This window comes from Pseudomonas sp. 39004 (assembly GCF_028682155.1).
GTDB classification, from domain to species: Bacteria; Pseudomonadota; Gammaproteobacteria; order Pseudomonadales; family Pseudomonadaceae; genus Aquipseudomonas; species Aquipseudomonas capeferrum.
This window is the reverse complement of sequence record NZ_JANIAG010000011.1, coordinates 1-21,890: the sequence shown is the minus strand read 5'-3', so window position 1 is coordinate 21,890 and position 21,890 is coordinate 1. Positions and strand designations below refer to the sequence as shown.

Genomic DNA, 21,890 nt, shown 5'->3' with positions numbered 1-21,890 from the left:
GTTCAGCGCTCCTGGCCCGGGCGGGCGGCGGCCTGTTCGGCTGCGCGCCCGCGTGGGCCGTGAAAGTATTCTTGAATCCAGGCGTCGTCGGCTTGCTCGACCTCGGCCAGGGGGCCGGCCACCAGGACCTTTTTCTGCGACAGCACCGCCACCCGGTCAGTGATGGTGTAAAGGGTGTCCAGGTCGTGGGTGATGAGAAACACCGACAGGCCGAGTGCGTCGCGCAGGGTCAGGATCAACTGGTCGAACGCGGCGGCGCCGATCGGGTCGAGGCCTGCGGTGGGCTCGTCGAGGAACAGGATGTCCGGGTCCAGCGCCAGGGCACGTGCCAGCGCTGCGCGCTTGATCATGCCGCCGGACAGCGAGGCGGGGTATTTGTCGGCGGCCGAGATGGGCAGCCCGGCCAGGGCCAGCTTGACCCCGGCCAGGTGCTCGGCGTCGGTGCGGGACAAGCCGGCGTGTTCGATCAGCGGCAAGGCGACGTTTTCGGTGATGGTCAGCGACGAGAACAGCGCGCCCTTCTGGAACAGCACGCCGAAGCGTCGCTCGACCAACGAACGCTGTTCTTCACGCAACTCGGCCAGGTCCTGGCCAAATACCTTGATCTGCCCCTCGTTTGGCCGTCGCAGGCCGATGATGCTGCGCAACAGCACCGATTTGCCGCTACCCGAACCACCGACCACGGCAAGGATCTCGCCCCGGTACAGGTCCAGGTCGAGGTTTTCATGCACGCTCTGGCTGCCGAAGCGGTTACAGATGCCCCGTGCCTCGATCACGGTTTCCCGGCCACTCACCAGCCCATCTCCATGAAGAACAGTGCCGCCACCGCATCCAGCACGATGACCACGAAAATCGACTGCACCACTGCCGAGGTGGTGTGGGCGCCCACGGACTCCGCGCTGCCGCTGACCTTGAAGCCTTCAAGGCAGCCGATGGCGGCGATCAGGAAGGCAAAAAACGGTGCTTTGGCCAGGCCGACGAGGAAGTGCTGCACACCGATGTCGGTTTGCAGCAGCGACAGGAACATGGCGGGCGAGATGTCCAGCGACAGGGCGCACACCACCGCGCCGCCGACGATGCCGCAGATCATCGCGAGGAAGGTCAGCAGTGGTAACGAAATCAGCAGTGCCAATACCCGTGGCACCACCAGCAGCTCCATGGGGTTGAGGCCCAGGGTACGGATGGCGTCGATTTCTTCGTTGGCCTTCATCGAGCCGATCTGCGCGGTGAAGGCACTGGCCGTGCGGCCGGCCATGAGGATGGCGGTCAACAGCACGGCAAACTCACGCAAGAACGAGAACGCCACCAGGTCGACGGTGAAAAGGGTCGCGCCGAACGCGGCCAGCACCGTTGCGCCCAGAAACGCCACCACTGCGCCCACCAGAAAGGTCAGCAAGGCGACGATGGGCGCAGCATCCAGGCCGGTCTGTTCGATGTGCGCCACGACCGGCGTAAGCCGCCAGCGGTGGGGCTGGAAGGCCCGGCGCAGCAAGGTTTCGAGAATCAGGCCGACGAAGCCGAGCAACTGCCGGGTGTCTTGCCAGAGGGTGCTGACGGCACGGCCGATACGCTCGAGCAGCAACAGCAGCACCGGGCGTTCGGCCTCCTTGACCGGAATGCAGTAGTCCTGCACCGAGCAGTACACGGTCTTGAGCAGGGCACGGCTGGCGTCGGGCAGGCCATCGGTGCAGTGCGACAGGCGTTCGGCGCCGAGCAGTTCGGCCAGCAGCGAGGCGCCGGCGGTGTCGAGACGGCCCAGTTGGCTGAGGTCGGCAACGGCGTCGTTGCTGCATTGCGTGCGCAGGCGTTCGCTGTCGCGCTTGAGGCTGGCGTAGTGGGCCAGGGTCCAGTCACCGGTAATACGCAGGCAGGGCGGTTGGTGGCTGGTGTCCAAGGTGGCGCTGGGGGGTGTCATAGGCTCCATGCAACTGACTCGGCGCTAAGGCTTAGGGGCTGATCATAGCGCAGAGGGCATGGGGCGGTTTATTGATTGTGTGCTTAAACCAGGAAGCTATGGGCTCGGCGCATCGTCGACCACCTTGAACCGCAGCACCCCGATCACCTGGCCGTCCTCGGTCAGCACCCTCACCTGCCATTTACCGACCGGGTTAGGCGGGAAGTTCTGCTTGTGGGTCCAGGCCCGGTAGCCTTCCTTGCGCCCGCCATGAATATCCAGCGCAATCCGGTCCACTTCCTTGCCGTCTTTTTGCCACACGTGGTAGATGCGCTCGTTCAGACCCCGGGGTGCGTTGACCGAGGTGTACGCATACAGCCCGCTGGTCTTGATGCGGCTGGCGGCAATCTCGTCCAGCGACTCGCCAGGTTGGCGATTGAGTACTTCGGTGCTCACGGCCACTTCGGTCATCCACAACGTCGCCGGTGGTACCCACGAGCGCAGCAACCACCCCCCGCCGCCCACCGACAGGGTTACCAGAACCAGCGCCACGCCGCGCCGCCAGGTATTGACCGGGAAGCTGCTGGCCAGGCTCGGGAACGACAGGGCCATGGCAATGATCAATGCCAACTTGAAGCTTTGCGCGGTGGTCAGGTGAAGAATGATCGGCAGTGCGGTGAGCAGCGCCGCGAACAAGGTCAGTGTGTGCAGCGCGAGGAACAGCCAGCGCCGTGGCGCCAACCACTTGTAGTACAGCGGGTCGACGATCGAGATCAGCCCGGCGGCGGCGAGCAGGCCGGTGAACACCAGTTGGCCGCTGTTCCAGGTGGTGGTGATGAAGAAGAACGGCAGGACGAAGAACAGTGTTTCCTGGTGGATCATCTGCGTCGCATAGCGCAGCAACGGTTGCGGGATCTCGCGCTTGAAGGTGCGGGCGAACAGGCCGGTGAGGGTGTTTTCCAGCATCAGCCAGACCCAGCTGACCAGCATCAGGATCGCCACCCAGCTGGCCAGGCCGGCCTGGCGGTCGACCAGGATGAAGCTGCCGATGCCGGAGAGGAAACCTCCGAGCGCGATGATGCCGGGGTAGCGTTTAAGCAGTTCGATGATGCGCTGGACGATGCGGGGAATTGGGGGCATGGGTCTACAACAGGGAGAGATAGGGTGGCTGTGCCGGTCTCTTTTCGGGCAACCCCGCGAAGAGGCCGGTACTGGCTAAAGGATACCGCCGAATCACGCTTTGCGTGTAGCACCGCTCGGTGGTTGCGGGGTATGCCGGCGCCAACGCAGCAACCCGGCCGCCAGGATCAGCCCCAGCAGCAAGGCGAGCAACCCGTACAGCTCGTCATAACCCAGCAGGGGCTTCTCGATGCGCAGGTAGCCCTGATCCTTGAGCAGAGCCTGCAACGCTTCGTTGGCCTGCGCCAGGCTGACCTGCCGCAACTTGCGCACCGGGTTGGCAAAGCGCCCGTCGTTGTAGTCGTTCAACGCCCCCCAGTAGTAGTCGGCCAAGGCGCTGTTGCCCTGGGTGCTCCAGCTTTCCCGGGCCATGCTGGCGCCCTTGATGCGGGCGAAGGTGTCCGGGTCGAGGCCTTCCTTGCGCAGGTGGTCGAACAACCCCTGCATCACCTTGACCGCCTGGTCGACGTCGTCGCGTTCCAGGTCGGCGTTGAGGCTGAGCATGCCGCTGTCACCGAAGCTCTCGCGCTGTACCGACGGCCCGTAGGACAAGCCATTGCGCAGGCGCAGCTGGTCATACAGCGCCCAATCCAGGTAGCGCGACAGCAGGTCGAGGGTCGGCTGATGGTCGTTGTCCAGCACCGGCTCGATGAACAGCCAGTGCAGCTTGACGCTGTCGCCCAGCCAGCCGCGGGTCAGGTCGCGGCGTTGCTCGGCCTGCTGGCTGATGCTTTCGAGGTTGCGGCGCTCTTCCGGCTCGGTTGCCGGCAGCTCGCCAAAGGTGCGCTCCAGGTACGCCGGCAGCAGGCGGTCGAGGCCGCCGACCATGATCAGGGTCATGTTGTTGGCCGCGTACCAGCGGTCGCGCAAGGCCTGCACCTGCTCCAGGGTCATGTCGTCGATGTTCGAGCGCTCGGCGCACTTGAGGCCCAGTTCGGTCGCCAGTTGGTCACTGGCGGGGTGGCCGATGTCCTGGCGGTCCAGCCAGCGTTGCAGGTGGCCATAGTGGCCGCCGTCCTCGCGCTCGATGATCCTTTTCGCCGTGGCCAGGGCCTTGGCGTCGATAGGGGTGTCGCGGATCACCGCCAGCAGCAGGTCGAGCACTTTACGCTGGTTACGCGCAGGTGCCTCGATCACGAACGTGGTGTCGGCGCTGCTGGTATAGGCGTTCCACTCGCCACCCAAGGCTTGCAGGCGCTCTTCCAGGCCGCCCTCGCCGGTTTCGTCGATACCGCTGAACAGCAGGTGCTCGAGCAGGTGTGGCAGCTCCTTCTGCTCACAGTCGAAGTCATCCAGGCCAACCCCGACCACCAGGCGGATGGCCACGTGGTCACGTTCATAGCCGTCCTTGAGGATGACCTGCAGACCGTTGGGCAACAGGTACCCCTCTACCCGCGAGCGGTCGAGGGCCAGGGTGGGCAGGCTGCAGATCAGCAGGCAAACGAACATCAGGCAACGCATGGGCGAGCTTGGCTCTCCTGGTAGGCGAAATCACGGCAAGCGGGCTTCGTCCGGCACAGTGTCGAGCATCAGCCCGCCGGTGTCAGAGCCGCCTAGTACCACATAGGCACTGCTGCAGAACAAAGAGTTCAACCGCTTCATGTCGGCAATCAGCTCCAAGTGTAGCGAACTGGTCTCGATACTTTGCACCACCTTGCGTTGCAGGCGGCTGACATGCGCGTGGGCAAGGCGCCTTTCCTGCGCCCGGAAACGGCGTTTTTCGCGCAGCAGCAGCTGCGCGCTCTCGGGGTCTGCGCTGAGAAACACCGACAGGCCGAGGCGCAGGTTCGACAACAGCTGTTCTTGCAGGCCGGTCAGTTCCTCCAGGCCGACCTGGGAAAACGCCCGGCGTTGGCTGGTTTTCTGCTGCTGGACCTTGCGCAGCATGCGCTCGACCAGGTCGCAGGCCAGCTTGAGGTTGATCGCCAGTTCGATGATTTCGGCCCAGCGCCGGTTGTCGCGCTCGCTGAGGTCCTCCCGCGTCATTTGCGCCAGGTACAGTTTGATGGCGCTGTACAAGGCCTCGGCGTCCTCGCCCAAGGCGCGCACCTGCTGTGGCAGGGCTGTCTGGGTGCCGCGCAGGGCGCCGAGCATGGCTTCGAGCAGGCTGTCGACGATATCGCCCAGGCGCAGGGTCTCGCGGGCGGCATTGGCCAGTGCCAGGCTGGGGGTGTCGAGCGCCGAGGCATCGAGGTGGCGCGGGCGCACTTGGCCGTTGCCGTTTTCGCGTTCGGGCAGCAAGGTGTTGCACAGTCGGCCCATGGGTTTGACGGTGGGCAGCATGATCAGGCAGCGCAAGGTGTTGTAGAGCAGGTGGAAGCCGATCACCAGTTCCTGAGGGCTGAAGCTCAGTGTGTCCATCCACGTCACCAGCGGGTGCAGCACCGGAATGATCAGCACCAGGCCGATCAGCTTGTACAGCAAGCTGCCCAGGGCCACACGCCGCCCGGCGGCGTTCTGCATGCTGGTGCTGATGAACGCCAGCAAGCCGCTACCGATGTTGGCACCGACCACCAGGCCGATGGCCACCGGCAAGCTGATCAGTTCGGCGCCGGCCAGCGTCGCGGTGAGCAACACGGCCGCCAGGCTGGAATAGGAAATCATGGCAAACAGCGCGCCGACCAGGGCATCGAGCAAGATGTCGCCGGTCAGCGAGGCGAACAGCACTTTCACCCCCTGGGCATGGGTGATCGGCGCAGCGGCCTGCACGATCAGCTCCAGGGCCAGGATGATCAAGCCAAGCCCGATCCCTACCCGGCCCAACTGGCCGACCCGGGTCTGCTTGCGGGAAAGGAAGAAGATCACCCCCAGAAAAATCAGCAGCGGTGACAGCCACGACAGGTCGAAGGTCAGCACCCTGGCCATGAGCGCGGTGCCGACATCGGCGCCGAGCATGATCGCCAGGGCCGGCGTCATGGCCATCAGGCCCTGGCCAACGAAGGATGTGACCAGCATGGCAGTGGCGTTGCTGCTCTGCACCATGGCGGTGACGAGGATCCCGGCGATGAACGCCAGGGGGCGCTTGTTCATGTTCTGGCTGATGATGCGGCGCAGGTCGGACCCGAATACCCGCAGGATGCCAGTACGCACGATATGTGTGCCCCAGACCAATAGCGTCACGGCCGAGAGCAGGTTGAGCAGGGTCAGCATGGCGAAGCCCCCTGTTGCCGATGGCCCATGCGGGCCAAGAAGTGGAGCGTGGGCGCTTGAGAAATTTCAGTGCCCACTCAAAGCTTTAGTTGTTTTGCGCAGCTGTTGCCAGCTTCGCATGGCTGTCATTCATTTGAAACACACCGCGCATGAATGATTGCCCTGTATTTCTGTGGCCTCAGAAACGAAAAAAGGCCCCGTAGGGCCCTTTTCTGCAAAACGCTTCCTGGGTTTATTGACCCGGAATGTCCTTGCGCAGTTTCACCGGATCACTCTCTTTGCCATCCTTGCGCGACAAGGCAGTGCGCATACGGATGTTGATCGCTTCCACCGCCAGCGAGAACGCCATGGCGAAGTAGACGTAGCCTTTTGGCACATGCACGTCGAACGATTCGGCGATCAGTACGGTACCGACCACGATCAGGAACGACAGCGCGAGCATCTTCAGCGAAGGGTGCTTGTCGATGAAGTTGCTGATGGCACCGGCGCACAGCATCATCACCAGCACGGCGACGACGATGGCGGCGATCATCACCGGCACATGAGACACCATGCCTACTGCGGTGATCACCGAGTCCAGCGAGAACACGATGTCGATGATGGCGATCTGGATGATGGTGTAGAAGAACTTGCCGCCCGCGCCTTTTGGCTCGTCGCTGCTTTCGTCTTCGCCTTCCAGGCCGTGGTAGATCTCCTGCGAGCTCTTCCACAGCAGGAACAGGCCACCGAAGAAGAGGATCAGGTCGCGCCCGGAGATGCCGTGGCCGAAGACCTCGAACAGGTCGGCAGTCAGGCGCATGACCCAGGTGATCGACAGCAGCAAGAGGATGCGCGTGACCATGGCCAGGGCCAGGCCGAAGATCCGGGTACGTGGCTGCATGTGCTTGGGCATGCGGCTGACCAGGATCGAGATCATGATGATGTTGTCGATCCCGAGCACGATCTCAAGCGCGGTGAGGGTGAAAAAGGCAACCCAGATTTCCGGGCTGGTCAGCCATTCCATGTGTATTCCTTCGAGCGATAAAGGCGACGCGCCCGGACAAGGGGCGCGTCGCGGTAGGGTAATACGTGTTTATTAAAGACTACTGAACAGCGGGAAAATGCCCATCAGCAATGCGGCGAGCATTATGCACAGGCACACCAGAACTGCCCACTTCAAGGTGAAGCGCTGGTGGTCGCCGAATTCGATGCCGGCCAGGGCCACCAGCAGGTAGGTGGAGGGTACCAGGGGGCTGAGCAGGTGTACCGGCTGGCCGACGATCGACGCACGGGCCATCTCGACCGGGCTGATGCCATAGTGGCTGGCCGCTTCGGCAAGCACCGGCAACACGCCGTAGTAGAAGGCGTCGTTGGACATGAAGAAGGTGAACGGCATGCTCACGATCGCAGTGATCACCGCCAGGTACGGGCCCATTGCATCGGGGATGACCGCCAGCAGGCTCTTGGACATGGCATCGACCATGCCGGTGCCCGACAGGATGCCGGTGAAGATACCGGCGGCAAAGATCAACCCGGTGACGGCCAGCACGCTACCGGCATGGGCGGCAATGCGGTCCTTCTGCTGTTGCAGGCAGGGGTAGTTGACGATCATGGCGATGCTGAAGGCGATCATGAACAGCACCGGCAGTGGCAGTACGCCTGCGATCAGGGCAACCATCAGGGCTGCGGTCAAGGCGCCGTTGAAGTACAGGAGCTTGGGGCGGCGTGCATCCGGGTACTGCGAAACGGTGATTTCGCTGTGGTCGATGTCGTCGGTCGGCAGGTGCAGCTCGCCCAGGCGGGCACGCTCGCGTTTGCCGTACATATAGGCAATGGCCAGGATCGCCAGCACGCCGAACAGCATCGCCGGGATCATCGGCACAAAAATGTCCGATGGGTCCACGTGCAGGGCGCTGGCGGCGCGGGCGGTCGGGCCACCCCACGGGGTCATGTTCATCACACCGCCGGCGAGAATGATCAGGCCGGCCATGATCCGCGGGCTCATGCCCAAGCGGCTGTACATCGGCAGCATGGCGGCGCAGCAGATCATGTAGGTGGTGGCGCCGTCACCGTCGAGCGAGACCACCAGGGCCAGCACGGCGGTGCCCACCGAGACTTTCAGCGGGTCGCCTTTGACCAGCTTGAGGATCTTGCGCACGGCCGGGTCGAACAGGCCAGAGTCGATCATCAGGGCGAAATAGAGAATGGCGAACATCAACATCACACCGGTGGGCGCGAGTTTGCTGATGCCTTCGAGCATCATCGGGCCGATCTTGGCGGAAAAACCACCGAACAGGGCGAACAGGATCGGTACCAGGATCAGCGCGATCAAGGCCGACAGGCGCTTGGTCATGATCAGGTACATGAAGGTGATGACCATGGCAAAGCCGAGGAAGGTCAGCATGGCAATACTCCAGGCGTGGCGCGGCGAAAGGACTGTCGATTCGGGCGGATCAGCGCGTCGGGCGCTGCGCAGGGAGCTTGCGAAGGGGCACTACGAGAGGGCGGGCACAGGAATACATCAGAATCACCATTGTTGTTGTTGATTGGGCCGGGCGCGGAAAATTCCGGATGCCCTGGCTGACCGGTCTTGTGCCGGTAGTGGGCGCTATCCTATGAGGGCAAGCTTTCAGCCAGCTTTCGCTGAGACAAAGGCGACAGGAGGTAGGTGATGCAGGATGTGACCGAGGGTGGCTGCCATTGTGGCGCCTTGCGTTATCGGTTGGAGGGCACGCTGACGGATGTTGCCCACTGCCATTGCACGATTTGCCGGCGGGTCAGTGGTGGCTTGGTGGTGACCTGGCTGACCCTGCCCCGCACGGGTTTTCAATGGCTGTCGGGCGAGCCGAACTGCTATGTGGCGCCGGCCAGTTGCAGCCGGTACTTCTGTGGGCATTGCGGGGCGCATGTGGCACTGGTCACTGCGCACAGCCCGCACAGCATCGATGTGACGGTGGCGACGCTGGACCACCCGGAACGGGTGCGGGCCAACCGGCATATCTGGATTGGTAGCCGGCTGCCCTGGTTGCACCTGGATGAGGACTTGCCGGGCGAGGCTGAGGAAAGCTTGTAGGCCTCTCCTACAACTGCAGCCCACCTGCGGCCTTGTGCAATGCCCGCAAATGCTCGCCCACTTGCTTCACGTTGGCCTCTATCGCGGCAATTTCCTTGGCCCGCGACGGGTCCAGCAGCGCCCTCACCTCTTTGTCCAGGTCGGTGCTCAACCGCAGCAACTGGGCCTGCCGCTCGCTGCTGACCTTCTCCAGGTGCTTGCGCTCATCAGGCTGCGGCAGGCCGTAGCCTTTGGCATCCAGCAGTTCTGCCGGGCGGCTGAGAAAACCGCTATTGGCGAGCATCTGCTGCAGCGTCTGGTTGGCCTTGTCGATGCTGCCATCCTTCAGTGCAGCAGCGTTCAGGTAGCGCTGCTTGACTTCGTCCTGGGCCAGCAACAGCTGGCGCCGCAAGCTGGCCTGTTCCAGCAGCAGCAAGGCGGCGCTGGTGCGCAGGTCGGCTTGGGCGAACCAGCTGCGGCGCTGCTCGGCATCCAGGGCCAGCCAGTCCTCGACCTTGTCCTGCTTGATCGGCAGCTGTTTTTTAAGCACGTCGAACATGGCCTGGTAGCGGTCGCGGTAGGAGTCGAAGCGGTAACCCAGGCGCAGCGCTTCGCGTGGGTCATCGAGCACACGGGTATCGGCAATGCCCCGCCCTTTGAGCACTTCCAGCAAGCCGTTGGGCATGATGCTGTCCAGGTCGTTCAGGCGTGGGTTAGCCGTGCCGCTGCGCAGCAGTTTCAGCGACTCGACCGCGCAGTTGTTGGACAGGAAGTAGTAATTGCCGTCGTAGCTCCAGTGCATTTCTGCAGCCTGGCGCACCAGGCTCTCGACTTCCTGGCGGTCGAGCCTGAGCGGGATCGAGGCCAGGCTGCGCAGCTCGGTCTTGGTGTATTCGTCGATCACCTGGCCCAACGGCAGCACGAACAACCGCGACGGGTAAGCGCCGACCAGGCCGTCCCAACTGGACAGCTGCACATCATTGACGAAGGCGCGGTACGACAGCACCAGGTGCTGGTCGAGGTCCAGGCGGCAATCCGGGCCGCGCGGCCGCCCAGGCTTGCAGATGACCAGGCGCAGCATGCTGTGGCCCCAGCGGCTGACCCAGTTCTGATTGGCCTCGGCCAGCAGGTAGTCGACCTCATAGACGCGCTCGGGGTCGATCTCGCCCAATGGTTGGCGGGCGAAGTCGCTGCCGGCATTGAGGAACGGCAGGCCTTTGGCACAGGCTTGCTGCTCGGGGGCCCAGCCGAAGTGGTCGCGCAGGTACTGGTTCAAGGCTGGGCGCCGGCAGGCATAGCTCGGGTCGAGGAGGAAGTACTCCATATTGACCGCGATGAATTCCTTGGGGCTGCTCAGCTCATAGCTGTCGGGGCTGCGTACGAACTGGCCGTTGTGCTGCTCGCGTTCGCCACGGCGGCCGACATACTGCTGCCAGCCGGCAAGGTCGAGCAGGCGTGGGTCATCGCTCAAGGTGAAGCGCCGCTCGGCCTGGCCGCGGCACGCCTCTGGCAGGCCGACTTTGCCCACGGTGCCCTGCTGGCGCTTGCAGCGGGCGATCAGCGAGCGCTCGGTAGCGGGCCATAGCCGTGCGCGGTCGTAAATGTGGGTCAGCTCATGCAGCACAGTGGCCAACAGCTCCTCCCGCACGGTGCCATGCGGGCGGTCGGTACGTTCGTGGGCGGCGCTGCCATCGGCCAGCCCTGGCAACAGGCGGCTGTTGAGCTCCAGGGTGGAAACCAGCGATGCCTGGCCATATGCGTCGGCAGGCATGCGCGCGCTCCAGCTGACCAGCACACGCCGGTCCAGTTGCTGTTTGAAGCGCGGCGGCAGCTTGCCCAGCGCTTCGTCGAGCAGTGCCTGGCTGGCTTGAGTTTGTTGAGGGTCGAGGCCGGAAGCCTGCAGCACCAGCTGCAGGTCGGCCAGGGCGGGCGTACCGAGCAGCGTCAGGGCGCAGCCGAGCAGCCAGGCACGCACCTGGTTCACAGTGCCAAGATGGCTTCGGCCAGTACCTGGTCGCTGGCGCCACGCGCTTCAGGCAGGCGCTCGCGCAGGGTGTTGAAGGCAGCCTCGAGTTGGGCGCCACGGATGTCACCGTTGCTGGCGACGAAGCTGGCAGCATCGTCGTGCGCTTCACGCACGACTTTGGAGTCACGGATCGATGTCGTGGTGTCTGAGGTGAAATCGATCGAGCGGCCGAAGGCGCGCACGATGATATTGCTGGTGGCCACCAGAGTCTGTGCCTGGGCCAGGTCGGCCAGCAGCAGCATGCCGAGGGTAGCGGCGATCAGCGGTTTACGCATGGAGCATCTCCGAAAAATACAGGGAGTCAGGTGTAGTCATTGGACGAGAATTGCCTGCGCCAGTTCCAGGTCGCCGACAGCCTGCCGTGCACAGTGGTGGCGCAGTGAATCGAGAGCCGCTTCCAGGCGCGCACCGCGAATCATGCCATCGCTGGCGACGAATGCTGCTGCATCGTCACGGGCTTGGCTGACCAGCTTGCGGTCGAACGGCGCGGTGGTGACTTGGCTGGTGACATAGCCGGTGATGACCAGGCTTTGTGTGGTGGTGTCCATGGCATGGGCACTTGCCATGCTCAGGGGCACGCCAACGGCGGCGAACAACAACGGCAAAAGATAACGCATGGGCTTCTAAAGGCTGAAAACGTGGGCAGTGAAGGCGCATGCGGCTGTGCGGGCGAACACCCGCGCAGCCGCATGGCTCGGTGGCAGGTCAGAGCGCCAGGATGGCCTGTGCCAACTGTGCGTCGCTGGCCTGCAGGGTCGGCATTTGCCCACGAATGTGCAGGAAGGCGCTTTCCAGCTTGGCGCCGCGAATAGCGCCTTGGCTGCCGACGAAGCTGGCGGCGTCGTCACGGGCGGCCTGGACGATCTTGTCGTCGCGGAACGACGAAGACACGTCGGAAGTGGCGTCGGTCGAGGCGGCTACAGCGCCCACGACTGCGTCGGTGGTGACGACGAAGCTGGTGGCGCTGGCGGTGCCTGCCAGGCTCAGCATCAGGGCGGCGCCAATCAGATGTTTACGGGACATGATCGTGGACTCCTGGGGATTCTGCTAATCGGACGCTCGCACTGCGCGCCTCGGTACTTTTTCAACATCCGGTTCTACCAGACTGTTAAGCCAAGCGTATCACGCGCCGGTGTTTCTGGATGTTAATGAACGGCGCGCTCAAAAACTGTGCTGGTGTGTTTATGATTTTAAATAAACTGTACCTGTTGTGCTGCCAAGTGCTCTAGCGCGAGGGCCAGACACAAAAAACCCGTTGCAGTCACCTGCAACGGGTTTTGGAATTTGCGGTGCCGGCCGCAGCCGGCAAGCCGGAGCTTAGCGCCAGAAAGGCTTGCTCAGCTCTTCGTAACGCTGCGACTCGCTGATACCGGCGTCGGCCAGCAGGCGGGAGTCCAGGCGAGCCAGTTGACGGCGGCTGGCCATGCGACGCTGCCACAGCAGCAGGGTGGACAGAGCGCGCAGAGGCATCGAAGCGCTGGATTGCTGGGCGTTGCTTTCAAAAACCAGACCGGAACTGAGTGTACGTTCCATGATGTTTCATCCTTCCGCTTATGGCGGGATTAGGTAGTGATTTAACTGATGCCAATGATCCTCCTCTCTTGTCCATAACAGTAGATACAGTTCTGTTGCATTACGATGGTTCAGTTAACTGTGTAACCCTACTGTTGCACTCGAAATAGGCGCAACTGTACTGGTCTGCACTTTTATGGTGCGTTAATGAGTAAAGACAGGTTTGTGAAGGCAGGCTTGAAGCGTGATGATCAGTACAGTAGTACAGTTTGTTCAGATGATCATGAGGGCGACCTTGCGTCGCGAAAGGGCTGCTGTGCAGCAGCCCCCTTCCAACTGATCAACTGGCGAGCATACGCCCAGTCTCTTCCAGGTTTTCGTGCCAGCTCAACGCCTCGCGCAGAATGTGCGGGGTATGGCCACCACGTTGGCACGCACGCTCGAAGTAATCGTTAAGCGCTGCGCGGTAATCCGGGTGCACACAGTTGTCGATGATCGCCCGGGCGCGCTCGCGTGGCGCCAGGCCGCGCAAGTCTGCCAGACCCTGCTCGGTGACCAGGATGTCGACATCGTGCTCGGTGTGGTCAACGTGGCTGACCATCGGCACCACGCTGGAAATCGCCCCACCCTTGGCAATCGACTTGGTGACGAACACAGCCAGGTGGGCGTTACGGGCGAAATCGCCAGAACCGCCGATGCCGTTCATCATCCGCGTGCCGCAGACGTGGGTGGAGTTGACGTTGCCGTAGATATCGAACTCCAGTGCGGTGTTGATACCGATGATGCCCAGGCGGCGTACCACCTCGGGGTGGTTGGAGATTTCTTGCGGGCGCAGCACCAGTTTGTCCTTGTAGCGCTCCAGGTTGCCAAACACATCCGCGTTGCGGCGGCTGGACAAGGTAATCGAGCTGCCCGAGGCAAAGCTCAGCTTGCCAGCGTCGATCAGGTCGAAGGTCGAGTCCTGCAGTACTTCGGAGTACATGGTCAGGTCTTCGAACGGCGAATCGATCAAACCGCACATCACCGCGTTGGCGATGCTGCCGATACCGGCCTGCAGCGGGCCGAGCTTGTTGGTCATGCGGCCGGCGTCGACTTCCTTCTTGAGGAAGTTGATCAGGTGGTCGGCGATGCCTTGGGTCTCGTGGTCAGGCGGTAACACGGTGGACGGCGAGTCCGGCTGGTCGCTGATGACGATACCGACAATCTTGGCCGGGTCGATCGGGATGGCCATGCTGCCGATGCGATCATCGACCTTGACCAACGGGATCGGTGTGCGGGTCGGGCGGTAGGTCGGGATATAGATGTCGTGCAGGCCTTCGAGGTTGGCGTTGTGCGACAGGTTGATCTCGACGATCACTTGCTTGGCGAAGATCGCGAAGCTGGCCGAGTTGCCCACCGAGGTGGTCGGCACGATGTGGCCTTGCTCGGTAATGGCCACCGCTTCGATAACCGCGATATCCGGCAGCTTGAGCTGCTGGTTGCGCAGTTGTTCGACGGTTTCCGAAAGGTGCTGGTCGATGAACATCACCTGGCCATCGTTGATGGCCTTGCGCAAGGTGCTGTCGACCTGGAAGGGCATGCGGCGGGCCAGCACGCCGGCCTCGGTCAGCTGCTTGTCCAGGTCATTGCCCAGGCTGGCGCCGGTCATCAGGCTGATTTTCAGTGGCGACTGCTTGGCACGTTCGGCCAGGGCATGGGGTACGGCTTTGGCTTCGCCGGCGCGGGTGAAACCGCTCATGCCGACAGTCATGCCGTCCTCGATCAGACCAGCGGCATCAGCCGCACTCATTACCTTGCTGTGCAGGGAGGACAAGCGGATACGATCACGGTACATGGATTGTTATCTCAGGCTACTGAAGCTACTGGAGCGCAGTCTAGAGATTTCGCCGGTTGCCGTCCCACGACCATGGTCGTATGAGAAGCCCGGAAGTAGAGCCGTTGATCTGGATCAGGCAAATGCAAAAAGCCCCGCAGATTTCTCGGCGGGGCTTCTTATATAGCGCACGGTTTGCCGCGATGGAGTTACTCCACCGCTTTGACCATATCCTCGATTACCTTCTTGGCATCACCGAATACCATCATGGTCTTGTCCAGGTAGAACAGTTCGTTGTCCAGGCCTGCATAGCCACTGGCCATGGAGCGCTTGTTGACGATGATGGTCTTGGCCTTGAACGCCTCAAGGATCGGCATGCCGGCAATCGGCGATTTGGGGTCGTTCTTCGCTGCCGGGTTGACCACGTCGTTGGCGCCCAGCACCAGTACCACATCGGCCTGGCCAAACTCGGCGTTGATGTCGTCCATCTCGAACACCTGGTCGTAAGGCACTTCGGCTTCGGCCAGCAGCACGTTCATGTGCCCTGGCATACGGCCTGCCACCGGGTGGATCGCGTACTTCACAGTCACGCCGTTGTGGGTCAGCTTCTCGGTCAGCTCCTTCAACGCGTGCTGGGCACGGGCAACCGCCAGGCCGTAGCCAGGCACGATGATCACCGTGTCGGCATTGCTGAGCAGGAAGGTGGCGTCGTCGGCCGAGCCGGATTTTACCGGGCGAGCTTCCTGGGCGCCCGCTGGGCCTGCAACATCCGTCGCGCCACCGAAGCCGCCGAGGATGACGTTGAAGAACGAACGGTTCATCGCCTTGCACATGATGTACGAGAGGATCGCACCGCTGGAGCCGACCAGTGAGCCTGCAATGATCAGCATCGAGTTGTTCAGCGAGAAGCCGATACCCGCAGCGGCCCAGCCCGAATAGCTGTTGAGCATCGACACCACCACCGGCATGTCCGCGCCACCGATCGGGATAATGATCAGTACGCCCATGATGAAGGCCAGGGCCAGCATCAGGGTGAAGGCACTGTAATGGCCGGTGAAGGTGAACAGCAGGCCAAGGGCGATGGTGGTCAGGCCAAGGATCAGGTTCAGCTTGTGCTGGCCGGCGAACTGTACCGGTGCGCCCTGGAACAGGCGGAACTTGTACTTGCCCGACAGCTTGCCGAAGGCGATTACCGAACCTGAGAAGGTGATGGCACCAATGGCTGCACCGAGGAACAGCTCCAGGCGGTTGCCGGTGGGGATCGGGTCGCTGATGGCGGCGACGATGCCCATCGACTGGGGCTCAAGCACGGCGGCAATGGCGATGAATACCGCAGCCAGGCCGATCATGCTGTGCATGAAGGCGACCAGCTCCGGCATCTTGGTCATCTCGACTCGCTTGGCCATGACCGAGCCAGCGGTGCCGCCGACCAGCAGGCCGACGATCACATAGCCGATGCCGGCAGTCGCCAGCTCTGTGCCCAGCTTATAGATAAGGCCAACGGTGGTGACGATGGCCAAGCCCATGCCGATCATGCCGAACAGGTTGCCGCGGCGTGACGTGGTCGGGTGCGAAAGGCCCTTGAGCGCCTGGATGAAGCAGATCGAGGCGACCAGGTAGAGAAGCGTTACCAGATTCATGCTCATGCTTACTTCTTCGCCTCGTTCTTGGCTTTCTTCTTGAACATCTCAAGCATGCGACGGGTGACCAGGAAGCCACCGAACACGTTGACTGCGGCCAAGGCCACGGCGAGCGTACCCATCACCTTGCCGGCCGGTGTCACGGTCAGCGCGGCGGCCAGCATGGCGCCGACGATGACGATGGCGGAGATGGCGTTGGTGACCGCCATCAGCGGCGTGTGCAATGCCGGGGTAACGTTCCACACGACGTGGTAGCCCACATAGATGGCCAGCACGAAGATGATCAGGTTGTAGATGCCATGGGAAATCAGCATGTCTTCCATTGTCGTGCTCCTTAGCCGTTCTTGCGGACGACTTGCCCGTCGCGGCACATGAGGCAGGCCGCGACGATATCGTCTTCGAGGTTGATGACCAGCGCGTTGTCCTTGTCGAACAACAGCTTCATGAAGTCCAGCAGGTTGCGTGCGTACAGCGCCGACGCATCGGCCCCCACCTGGGCTGGCAGGTTGGTGGGGCCGACGATGGTCACGCCGTTTTCCAGCACCACCTGGTCGGCAACGGTCAGCGGGCAGTTGCCGCCTTGGGCTGCCGCCAGGTCGATGACCACCGAGCCCGGCTTCATCTGCGCGACGGTTTCAGCGCTGAGCAGGGTCGGCGCCTTGCGGCCCGGGATCAATGCCGTGGTGATGACGATATCGGCCTGCTTGGCGCGCTCGTGTACGGCCTGGGCCTGGCGCTGCATCCAGCTGGCCGGCATCGGCCGCGCATAGCCACCCACGCCTTCGGCGCACTCACGCTCTTCGTCGGTTTCGTAAGGCACATCGATGAACTTGGCGCCCAGCGACTCGATCTGCTCCTTGACGGCGGGGCGCACATCCGAGGCCTCGATCACGGCGCCCATGCGCTTGGCCGTGGCAATGGCCTGCAGCCCTGCAACGCCGGCGCCCAGAATCAGCACGCGGGCAGCCTTAACGGTGCCGGCGGCGGTCATCAGCATGGGCATGAAGCGCGGGTAGTAGTGAGCGGCCAGCAGCACTGCCTTGTAACCGGCGATGTTGGCCTGCGACGACAGCACGTCGAGGCTTTGCGCACGTGAGGTACGTGGCGCTGCTTCCAGGGCGAAGGCAGTGATGCCGCGCTCGGCCATCTTGCCGATCAGTTCGCCGTTGAACGGGTTGAGCATACCCACCAGCAGGCTGCCACTGCTGATCAGCGCGAGCTCCTGATCATTGGGCGCGACCACTTTGAGTACGAGTTGCGCGCCATAGGCGTCGGCGGCGCTTCCCAGGGAGGCACCCACGGCCTCATAGGCACTGTCCGGAATGCTGGCGTTTAGCCCTGCCCCCCGTTGGACGGTGACCTGATGGCCTTGAGCAACCAGTTTTTTGATGGTTTCAGGGGTCGCGGCGACCCTTGTCTCACCCGTCTGCGTCTCGAGAGGAACACCAATGTGCACGACTTTATCTCCTGCGGTGACCTTTTGTCTTTGTGGAAGCCAGCGTACTTCGGGTGGTGCGCTGGTGCGGTCGTTGAGCGTCAACCCGCCGAGTCCTAGGCGGGCCAGGCATTTTGCAGATGAACCCGGGGGCCTACAACCGGTTATGGAGCGAAACGAAGTTAAAACTACAAGTCACCCTGTGACCGTATGTCGCAAGCCTACCGTCGCAGCCCGTCAAACATGGGCTATTGGGAGATTAGGAGAAAAAATCAAAAAAAATGGCCGTAATTCGCTTACGACTTGCTGAATGTCGCAATTCCGCCCTGAAAGCCGCGTAGTCAGCAGGGTTAAAGGGGATTTTCAGGCTTACATAACAGTTTACGTATATGCGACAAATACATATATCTGTAGGTGTTTAAAATAATTGACTACGGGGTCAGGTTGCGCCGTGTTCCTACGCTGACGCCGTGTATTGCTTGGCTTGTGCCACCAGCCAGTCGCGGAAGGCGCGCAGCGAAGCGGACTCAACCTTGCGCTCGGGAATCATCAGATAGTAGGCCTTGTCGCTGCTCAGGGCATGCCTGTTAGCGACTACCAACCTACCCTCCTGCAACTCTCGCTGAATCAGGAAGGGTGGTATCAGTGCGACGCCCATGTCGTGCATCGCTGCCTGCGCAAGCATGGAGAATAGTTCATAGCGTGGGCCTGTCATGTCGCGCTCCACGTTCATGCCCAGGCTGGCGAACCACTGTCGCCAGGCATACGGGCGTGTGGTCTGCTGCAGCAAGGGCAGTTGCGCAATGCGCCGGGCGTCGAGCATGCCCTGCCCGTCCAGCATGGTCGGGCTGCACACGGGTACAGGGTTTTCGCCCATCAGCCGGTGCGACTGGGTGCCTGACCAGTCGGCATCACCGAAATAGATGGCGGCATCAAAGGCGGTGTCGGCGAACAGGAACGGGCGGGTGCGGTTGGTCAGGTTGACGGTGACGTCCGGGTGGCCCTGCTGGAAGTCCTTGAGCCTGGGCAGCAGCCATTGGGTGCCAAAGGTCGGGACCACCGCCAGTTCGATCACGTTGGCGCCTTGCTGGCGCATCACCGAGAGGGTGTCGCGCTCAACGGCATCCAGCTGCGCGGCGACCTGGCGACTATAGGACAGGCCCGCCTCGGTCAGTTTTACCCCACGCCGTGAGCGACGAAACAGTTCGACATTAAGGAAGGCCTCCAGGCCACCGATCTGCCGACAAACGGCGCTCTGGGTCAGCGCAAGCTCTTGCGCAGCCTTGGTAAAGCTCTCGTTACGCGCCGCCGCCTCGAAGCAGACCAGGGCGGCGGTACTGGGGATCTTGCGGCGCATGTACGTCAACCTCACTTGTAAGGCTGTCAATGTGGCGTTCTGCCGATTTACGGAGTGACAAATTATCACTAATCCGTGCGCAATCCTCGTTTGTCCCGGCAGCCGATCAGGCCTAGGCTCAAGGGCACAAGAATTTGCTCTCTCTATATCGAGGATTTCACTCATGGCCGGTAAAGCAAGCTTCCACTGGATCGATCCGCTGTTGCTGGATCAGCAGCTCACTGAAGAAGAGCGCATGGTGCGTGACAGCGCTTATCAGTTTGCCCAGGACAAGCTGGCGCCGCGAGTGCTCGAGGCATTCCGCCATGAGCGGACCGACCCGGCAATCTTCCGCGAGATGGGCGAAATCGGTTTGCTGGGTGCGACCATTCCCGAGCAGTACGGGGGCAGCGGCCTGAATTATGTGTGCTACGGGTTGATTGCACGCGAGGTAGAGCGCATCGACTCGGGTTATCGCTCGATGATGAGTGTGCAATCTTCCCTGGTCATGGTACCGATCAACGAATTTGGCACCGAGGCGCAGAAGCAGAAGTACCTGCCCAAGCTGGCCAGTGGTGAATGGATCGGCTGCTTTGGCCTCACCGAGCCTAACCATGGCTCCGACCCCGGTTCGATGATCACCCGGGCCAGGAAGGTCGACGGTGGCTACCGCCTGACCGGCAGCAAGATGTGGATCACCAACAGCCCGATCGCCGATGTGTTCGTGGTCTGGGGCAAGGATGACGCGGGCGATATCCGCGGCTTCGTGCTGGAAAAGGGCTGGGAAGGCCTCAGTGCCCCGGCGATCCATGGCAAGGTCGGCCTGCGCGCCTCGATCACCGGCGAAATCGTGATGGACAACGTATTCGTACCTGAAGAGAACATCTTCCCGGACGTGCGTGGCCTCAAGGGCCCGTTCACCTGCCTGAACTCGGCGCGCTATGGCATTTCCTGGGGGGCATTGGGCGCCGCTGAGGCTTGCTGGCATACCGCGCGTCAATACACCCTGGACCGTCAGCAGTTCGGCCGCCCGCTTGCAGCCAACCAGTTGATCCAGAAAAAGCTCGCCGACATGCAGACCGAAATCACCTTGGCACTGCAGGGCTGCCTGCGCCTGGGGCGTATGAAAGATGAAGGCACAGCGGCTGTCGAGATCACTTCGATCATGAAGCGCAACTCGTGCGGCAAGGCCTTGGATATCGCTCGCATGGCGCGTGACATGCTCGGGGGTAATGGCATTTCCGACGAGTTCGGTGTGGCCCGCCACCTGGTCAACCTCGAGGTGGTCAACACCTATGAGGGTACCCATGACGTGCATGCGCTGATCCTGGGGCGTGCACAGACCGGCATCCAGGCCTTCTATTAATAAGGAGCCAGCCCATGGGCGCGCTATCACATCTGCGGGTGCTGGACCTTTCGCGCGTGTTGGCCGGCCCCTGGTCTGGCCAGATTCTGGCTGACCTTGGTGCTGACGTGATCAAGGTCGAGCGCCCGGGCAGTGGCGACGATACCCGTTCTTGGGGCCCGCCCTTTCTCCGGGACGCCCAGGGAGAGAACACCAGCGAGGCGGCTTATTACCTTTCGGCCAACCGCAACAAGCGTTCGGTGACGATCGACTTCACTCAGCCTGAAGGCCAGCGCCTGGTGCGTGAGCTGGCGGCCAAGTCGGATATCGTCATCGAGAACTTCAAGGTAGGTGGCCTGGCGGCCTACGGGCTGGATTACCAAAGCCTGAAGGCGCTAAACCCGAAGCTTATCTATTGCTCCATTACCGGCTTCGGTCAGACGGGGCCTTATGCCAAGCGCGCGGGCTATGACTTCATGATCCAGGGGCTGGGCGGGCTGATGAGCCTGACCGGGCGGCCTGAGGGCGAGGAAGGCGCGGGGCCGGTGAAAGTTGGCGTGGCGCTGACTGACATCCTCACTGGGCTGTATTCGACGGTGGCTATCTTGGCCGCCCTCGCCCATCGGGATCAAACTGGCATCGGTCAGCATGTCGACATGGCATTGCTCGATGTGCAGGTGGCATGCCTGGCCAACCAGGCCATGAACTACCTGACTACGGGCAACCCGCCCCGGCGCCTGGGCAATGCGCATCCCAACATCGTGCCCTACCAGGACTTCCCCACGGCCGATGGCGATTTCATTCTTACCGTGGGTAACGACAGTCAGTTTCGCAAGTTCGCCGAGGTGGCGGGGCGGCCGCAATGGGCGGATGACCCGCGCTTCGCTACCAATAAGCTGCGGGTTGCCAATCGTGGTGAGCTGATTCCGTTGATTCGTCAGGCAACGGTATTCAAGACCACTGCAGAATGGGTGAGCCAGCTTGAGACGGCTGGCGTGCCCTGCGGGCCTATCAATGACCTGGCGCAGATGTTCCAGGACCCGCAGGTAGTAGCGCGTGGCTTGGCGGTGAGTATCGCGCACCCGCTGGCGGGGAGCGTGCCGCAGGTGGCCAGCCCGATTCGGCTGTCGGAGACACCGGTCGAGTACCGACGGGCGCCACCGTTGTTGGGTGAGCATACCGAGGCGGTATTGAGTGATGTATTGGGGCTGGACGCCGAGGCGGTACACCGCTTACGCAGTGCCGGGGTGCTTTGAGGCTATATAGAGCAATGAAATAGCGGGGAGGACGAAGGCCTCCCCGCTTTGCTTTTCAGCGATATCGAAGTTTATTGGAATTAAGGGTTGACGGGGTTTCGAATCCCCTTATAATGCGCCCCACTTCCAGCGTAGTCGGAACGAAAAACTCCTTGAGTTTCAACGAGTTAAATAGTCAAGACGAAGTTTGAAGGGCTTCGATCGAAAGATCGTCAGCGGTTAAGATGGTGGTTGACAGCGCTTCTAAACGCTGTATGATTCGCCTCCCGCTAC

20 protein-coding genes are annotated in these 21,890 nt (G+C 62.1%); 3 read left to right on the top strand and 17 right to left on the bottom strand.

Annotation, left to right across the window (positions count from 1 at the left end):
- Positions 1 to 2 precede the first annotated feature (2 nt).
- From NP534_RS03500 to NP534_RS03470, 7 genes are all read right to left on the bottom strand, one after another.
- On the bottom strand, positions 3 to 794 hold the full coding sequence (locus tag NP534_RS03500; protein WP_274097788.1) for an ABC transporter ATP-binding protein: 792 nt from the start codon (positions 792 to 794) through the stop codon (positions 3 to 5).
- Complete coding sequence (locus NP534_RS03495; protein WP_186655280.1) at positions 791 to 1,924, bottom strand: ABC transporter permease; 1,134 nt, start codon at positions 1,922 to 1,924, stop codon at positions 791 to 793. Before NP534_RS03495 ends, NP534_RS03500 begins: the two co-directional genes overlap by 4 nt.
- 87 nt (positions 1,925 to 2,011) lie before the next feature.
- Positions 2,012 to 3,034 carry a DUF5924 family protein gene (locus tag NP534_RS03490; RefSeq protein WP_274097787.1) on the bottom strand — a complete coding sequence of 341 codons (1,023 nt, stop codon included), beginning with the start codon at positions 3,032 to 3,034 and terminating at the stop codon, positions 2,012 to 2,014.
- A gap of 93 nt (positions 3,035 to 3,127) precedes the next feature.
- Positions 3,128 to 4,534 carry a M16 family metallopeptidase gene (locus tag NP534_RS03485; RefSeq protein ID WP_047583845.1) on the bottom strand — a complete coding sequence of 469 codons (1,407 nt, stop codon included), beginning with the start codon at positions 4,532 to 4,534 and terminating at the stop codon, positions 3,128 to 3,130.
- Between the two features lie 30 nt (positions 4,535 to 4,564).
- On the bottom strand, positions 4,565 to 6,223 hold the full coding sequence (locus tag NP534_RS03480; protein WP_274097786.1) for a Na/Pi cotransporter family protein: 1,659 nt from the start codon (positions 6,221 to 6,223) through the stop codon (positions 4,565 to 4,567).
- Positions 6,224 to 6,455: 232 nt separating this feature from the next.
- Positions 6,456 to 7,226: a TerC family protein gene (locus tag NP534_RS03475; protein WP_274097785.1), complete on the bottom strand. Its 771-nt coding sequence runs from the start codon at positions 7,224 to 7,226 to the stop codon at positions 6,456 to 6,458.
- 72 nt (positions 7,227 to 7,298) lie between these two features.
- Positions 7,299 to 8,606 (bottom strand): CitMHS family transporter, encoded by a 1,308-nt coding sequence (locus NP534_RS03470; protein ID WP_033702554.1) that lies wholly within the window; start codon positions 8,604 to 8,606, stop codon positions 7,299 to 7,301.
- 267 nt (positions 8,607 to 8,873) lie between these two features.
- Between NP534_RS03470 and NP534_RS03465 the strand changes: the two genes are divergently transcribed.
- Positions 8,874 to 9,275: a GFA family protein gene (locus tag NP534_RS03465; protein ID WP_274097784.1), complete on the top strand. Its 402-nt coding sequence runs from the start codon at positions 8,874 to 8,876 to the stop codon at positions 9,273 to 9,275.
- A 7-nt stretch (positions 9,276 to 9,282) separates the two neighbouring features.
- On the opposite strand, the gene NP534_RS03460 is transcribed toward NP534_RS03465, so the two are convergent.
- From NP534_RS03460 to NP534_RS03415, 10 genes are all read right to left on the bottom strand, one after another.
- The gene (locus NP534_RS03460; RefSeq protein ID WP_274097783.1) at positions 9,283 to 11,238 is read right to left on the bottom strand and encodes a DUF7844 domain-containing protein; all 1,956 of its coding nucleotides are present in this window, start codon (positions 11,236 to 11,238) and stop codon (positions 9,283 to 9,285) included.
- Positions 11,235 to 11,555, bottom strand: coding sequence for a DUF2388 domain-containing protein (locus NP534_RS03455; RefSeq protein WP_027591949.1), 321 nt, complete (start codon positions 11,553 to 11,555; stop codon positions 11,235 to 11,237). Before NP534_RS03455 ends, NP534_RS03460 begins: the two co-directional genes overlap by 4 nt.
- Before the next feature lie 36 nt (positions 11,556 to 11,591).
- Positions 11,592 to 11,897 carry a DUF2388 domain-containing protein gene (locus NP534_RS03450; RefSeq protein ID WP_186663668.1) on the bottom strand — a complete coding sequence of 102 codons (306 nt, stop codon included), beginning with the start codon at positions 11,895 to 11,897 and terminating at the stop codon, positions 11,592 to 11,594.
- Between the two features lie 88 nt (positions 11,898 to 11,985).
- Positions 11,986 to 12,303 (bottom strand): DUF2388 domain-containing protein, encoded by a 318-nt coding sequence (locus tag NP534_RS03445; protein ID WP_033702558.1) that lies wholly within the window; start codon positions 12,301 to 12,303, stop codon positions 11,986 to 11,988.
- A 294-nt stretch (positions 12,304 to 12,597) separates the two neighbouring features.
- Positions 12,598 to 12,813, bottom strand: coding sequence for a DUF1127 domain-containing protein (locus NP534_RS03440; protein ID WP_186661706.1), 216 nt, complete (start codon positions 12,811 to 12,813; stop codon positions 12,598 to 12,600).
- Between the two features lie 319 nt (positions 12,814 to 13,132).
- Positions 13,133 to 14,626 (bottom strand): acetyl-CoA hydrolase/transferase family protein, encoded by a 1,494-nt coding sequence (locus NP534_RS03435; protein ID WP_033702560.1) that lies wholly within the window; start codon positions 14,624 to 14,626, stop codon positions 13,133 to 13,135.
- A 188-nt stretch (positions 14,627 to 14,814) separates the two neighbouring features.
- Positions 14,815 to 16,251, bottom strand: a complete 1,437-nt coding sequence (locus tag NP534_RS03430) for an NAD(P)(+) transhydrogenase (Re/Si-specific) subunit beta (protein WP_274097782.1) — start codon at positions 16,249 to 16,251, stop codon at positions 14,815 to 14,817.
- A 2-nt stretch (positions 16,252 to 16,253) separates the two neighbouring features.
- Positions 16,254 to 16,568 (bottom strand): NAD(P) transhydrogenase subunit alpha, encoded by a 315-nt coding sequence (locus NP534_RS03425; protein ID WP_033702562.1) that lies wholly within the window; start codon positions 16,566 to 16,568, stop codon positions 16,254 to 16,256.
- 11 nt (positions 16,569 to 16,579) lie between these two features.
- Positions 16,580 to 17,701 carry a Re/Si-specific NAD(P)(+) transhydrogenase subunit alpha gene (locus NP534_RS03420; protein ID WP_274097781.1) on the bottom strand — a complete coding sequence of 374 codons (1,122 nt, stop codon included), beginning with the start codon at positions 17,699 to 17,701 and terminating at the stop codon, positions 16,580 to 16,582.
- 436 nt (positions 17,702 to 18,137) lie between these two features.
- The gene (locus tag NP534_RS03415) at positions 18,138 to 19,037 is read right to left on the bottom strand and encodes a LysR family transcriptional regulator (protein ID WP_274097780.1); all 900 of its coding nucleotides are present in this window, start codon (positions 19,035 to 19,037) and stop codon (positions 18,138 to 18,140) included.
- A 163-nt stretch (positions 19,038 to 19,200) separates the two neighbouring features.
- Here NP534_RS03415 and NP534_RS03410 point away from each other — a divergent pair, with 163 nt between their 5' ends.
- Complete coding sequence (locus NP534_RS03410) at positions 19,201 to 20,382, top strand: acyl-CoA dehydrogenase (RefSeq protein WP_047583850.1); 1,182 nt, start codon at positions 19,201 to 19,203, stop codon at positions 20,380 to 20,382.
- A 14-nt stretch (positions 20,383 to 20,396) separates the two neighbouring features.
- On the top strand, positions 20,397 to 21,617 hold the full coding sequence (locus NP534_RS03405; protein WP_274097779.1) for a CaiB/BaiF CoA transferase family protein: 1,221 nt from the start codon (positions 20,397 to 20,399) through the stop codon (positions 21,615 to 21,617).
- Positions 21,618 to 21,890 lie beyond the last annotated feature (273 nt).